4 protein-coding genes are annotated in these 2,692 nt (G+C 54.8%); all 4 read right to left on the reverse strand.

Annotated elements, in window-relative coordinates; all coding sequences use genetic code 11:
• Window positions 1-353, reverse strand: a 353-nt coding sequence (locus B2633_RS03195; RefSeq protein WP_483169096.1) for a 4Fe-4S binding protein, incomplete at its 3' end; no start/stop codon positions are given.
• 24 nt (window positions 354-377) lie between these two features.
• Window positions 378-962, reverse strand: a complete 585-nt coding sequence (locus B2633_RS03200) for an FAD-dependent oxidoreductase (protein WP_483169097.1) — start codon at window positions 960-962, stop codon at window positions 378-380.
• A 28-nt stretch (window positions 963-990) separates the two neighbouring features.
• Window positions 991-2,214, reverse strand: coding sequence for a CoB--CoM heterodisulfide reductase iron-sulfur subunit B family protein (locus tag B2633_RS03205; RefSeq protein WP_483169099.1), 1,224 nt, complete (start codon window positions 2,212-2,214; stop codon window positions 991-993).
• A 1-nt stretch (window position 2,215) separates the two neighbouring features.
• Window positions 2,216-2,692 (reverse strand): 4Fe-4S dicluster domain-containing protein (locus tag B2633_RS03210; protein WP_483169100.1); only part of this gene is annotated, 477 nt, incomplete at its 5' end.

Consider the following 2,692-nt stretch of genomic DNA (forward strand, 5'->3'; position numbering starts at 1 on the left):
ACCAGTTCATCTTTATCGTCAAAACGGATGGCCTGGGTGGGGCACAGCTTCTCGCATACGCCGCATTTGCCCGAGGTCAGTTTGGTGCAGTGGGCCGCGTCGATCCTGGGCTTGCCCGGCACCGCCTGGGGAAATAGTTTGTGGATGGCGGTGCGGTTGGCCATATCTATTTCGAATTCATCTTTGATTTTTTTGCTGGGGCATTTTTCCCAGCAGGTGCCGCAGCCGGTGCAAAGATTCCAGTCCACATATTTGGCTTTCTTTTTTATGGTTGCGGTGAAGTTGCCGATATATCCGGTTACTTTAACTACTTCGCTATAGGTCATCAGTTCGATGTTAGGATGCTGCGCCACAGCAACCATCTTGGGGGTGCCTATTCAGGCGGCGCAGTCCATGGTGGGGAAGGTTTTATCGATCTGGGTCATTTTCCCCCCGATGGAAGCCTCTTTTTCCACCAGTATCACCGGGTGGCCGGCCTCGGCTATATCCAGGGCGGTCTGCATGCCGGCGATGCCTCCCCCGATGACCAGGGCTTTTTTGGTGATGGGGATGGTGGAGATATTGAGGGGTTTGTTTTTTAAGACTTTCATGATCCCCATGCGCACCAGGTCCATGGCTTTGCGGGTGGCTTCCCCGCGGTCATGGTGCACCCAGGAGTCCTGTTCGCGGATATTGACCATTTCAAACATGTAGCCATTTAAGCCCCCGGCCTCAACCGCGCGCCGGAAGGTGTTTTCATGCATGCGCGGCGAACAGGAGGCCACTACCACTTGTTCCAGTTGCTGTTCTTTGACCGCGTTCCTGATCATTTCCTGACCCGGATCGGAGCACATATACTTATAGGTGGTGGAATATACCACTCCGGGCAGGTTCCCGGCGTATTCGGCAACTTTTTCGGTATCCACGCTGGCTTCGATGTTGGTGCCGCACTGGCATACAAATACGCCCACTCGCTTTTTCATCACTAACCCTCCTTGTAGAAATGAGGTATCATTTCTCCCGTTTCTTGAGCTCGCCGGTGACAAAGGCTTCTGCCACTTTGGCGGCTTTGTCTTTATCAGTAACCAGTAGTTCCGCTATTTTAAGGCTCTTTTTGTCATCTGCCATCAATTCCGCCAGTACCTGGGCCCGCTCCGGGTCTTCGATCATCCGGGCCGCTATTTTCTCAGGATTTTTTTGTATGCCTTTGAAGATGGCCTCGATTTTCTTCTGCAGAGCTTTTTCGTCAATTTCATCAGCGGCTGCCGGGGCGGCGCTTTCCGTCTTGGCTGCGTTTCCGCTTTCCGCTTTTTTCACCGCTTTCTTGGGCTTTTGGGCTTCTTCTTGGGCGGCCAGGGCCGCGGCCTTTTCAGGCAGGCTGTTTAAGTAGCCCATGGCTTCCACGAAATGGCGGGGTACGCCGATCTCCTCCGGGCTGTACCCGCCGGCTAAGGCCACCATTTCGGTGATATAGTAGACGGGCATGTCGAATTTCGCCCCCATGGTCTTTTCCACTTTGGCCTGGCGCATGTCCAGGTTGAGCATGCACAAGGGGCAGGCGGTGATGATGCACTCTGCTCCGGCCTCTTTGGCATTCTGTATCACTTCGTATATCATCCGGCTGCCGATGTCCGGCCGGGAGGTGGCCAGGGCCGCTCCGCAGCATTCGGTTTTATAGGGCCAATCCACCACCGCGGCGCCCAGGGCGGTCATGATCTGATCCATGGTCTGGGGATCCTCGGCATCGTCGAATCCGGTATGGGCCACGGGCCTAACCAAAAGGCAGCCATAATAGCAGGCCGCTTTCATGCCTTTTAAGGGCTGGCTTACTTTGGTTTTTAATACCTCCAGGCCCACATCCCGCACCAGCCATTCCAAAACGGAAACGGTAGTGCTCCGGGCTGAAAAGTCCATGCCGATGGCGGCTTGAATGTTTTGCCGGGTGGCCTCATCCTCCCGGGCCTCGATCTCCACCGCCCGGTGGCGGTTGTAGCAGGCCGCGCAGGGGGCCAGTAAGGTGTCCAGTTTCATCTGCTCCATAATGGCCAGGTTGCGGGCCGGCAAGGCCAGGGACAGGAGTTTGTTGGTATTATGAGCCGAGGTGGCCCCGCAGCAGTTCCAATCTTTTAGTTCCTGGAGTTTGATGCCGAACATTTCCGCGGTTTTTAGGGTTGAAAGCTTGTATTCAACCCCGCTGCCGGCGCCGGAGCAACCGGGGTAATAACCGATTTCCATGCTATTCACCCCCCATTTTTTCGACCCGGTCAAAGATGGCTTTTATTTCCTGGCTGCCTTTGATTTTATGGGGCATAATCTCTATTTTGCCGCGCTTCATCATGGGCAGTCCCAGTTCCATGTCTTTAAACAGCTGTCCGGTCTTTAGGTTATGATAAAGAAGGATCCCGGCCTCAAAGGAGCGCCCGAAATGCTTGACCCCTCCCAGGAATCCTTCATTGAACGCCGCCACTTTTTTGTCGGTAACTTTTCCTTTCAGCAGGGCCTGTCGCCGCAAGGCGTCCATTAAGGAAGCGATATCCACATTGCGGGGGCATCGGGCTGAACAGGTCTCGCATGAAGCACAGATCCATATGCTGTCAGCCTGTAAGGCCTCCTCAACCAGGTCCAGCTGCAAGAGCCGGATGATCTGCCGGGGCGGATAGTCCATGGCGAAAGCCACCGGACAGCCTGCCGAACATTTCCCGCATTGATAACA

It is taken from the genome of Syntrophomonas sp. UBA1041, from assembly GCF_002316705.1.
Lineage (GTDB): Bacteria > Bacillota > Syntrophomonadia > Syntrophomonadales > Syntrophomonadaceae > DTU019.

Excerpts from the sequence above, each read along its gene's own strand:
- B2633_RS03200 (WP_483169097.1), bottom strand. The coding sequence starts at position 962 with ATGAAAAAGCGAGTGGGCGTATTTGTATGCCAGTGCGGCACCAACATC.
- B2633_RS03205 (WP_483169099.1), bottom strand. The coding sequence starts at position 2,214 with ATGGAAATCGGTTATTACCCCGGTTGCTCCGGCGCCGGCAGCGGGGTT.